The 670-nt window shown below is 68.2% G+C and carries 1 protein-coding gene; it reads right to left on the bottom strand.

The features are described 5' to 3' along the window. The coding region (gene tnpC / locus EAH84_RS15835; protein WP_140872923.1) for an IS66 family transposase at positions 1-670 on the bottom strand (670 nt) is incomplete at both ends.

The following is a 670-nucleotide window of genomic DNA, read 5'->3' as shown; positions in this document are numbered from 1 at the left end:
TGCGGCCATCGTCGAGGAACCGGCTGAACGCGGCCCAGTCCTTGAGCATATAGTCGATCGCGCCCGCGACCGGGCTGTGGCGCGCGAGCGCGGCGCGGTGGGACCGCAGCCATTGCCCCAGATCGGTGACGAGCGGTGCCGCCATCTCGTGGCGCAGGGCAAGCCGCTCGGTTATACCCTTGCCATTGATGGCGCGTTCGACGTCGAAGATCGCGTCGATGCGCCTGACCGCTTCGGCCGCGATCGGCGAGATGACCGGTGCACCCTTGCGGCGCTTCAGCTGCGCCGCGACATCGGCCAGCTCGAAGAACTTGCGCCGGGCATGTGCCCAGCACAGCGCGCGGGTGAGTGGCGACGGCAAACGATCGACACGGAACAGCGCGTTGTATCCGGCATAAGCGTCGGCTTGCAGGATGCCGCCATAGCCGGTGAGATGCCCAACCGGGTGCTCGGCGCGGCGGGTCCGCGAGTAATGGAACAGCGCCGCTGGCGGTGCCGGACCGCCGAACGGTCGGTCATCGCGAACATAGGTCCATAGCCTCCCGACATCGGCCTTGGTCTTCGCCAACACCGGCACGGTCGTATCGTCGCCATGCAGTCGCTCGGCGGCGAGCACGTGCGCTTCGATCAGCCGATGAAGCGGCCGCAGCGCGGCAGCGCAGGCCCCTAC

This window comes from Sphingomonas oligophenolica, from assembly GCF_006438955.1.
Classification (GTDB): Bacteria; Pseudomonadota; Alphaproteobacteria; order Sphingomonadales; family Sphingomonadaceae; genus Sphingomonas; species Sphingomonas oligophenolica_A.
The sequence above is the reverse complement of the archived record's forward strand: the minus strand, read 5'-3'. Positions and strand labels throughout refer to the sequence as shown.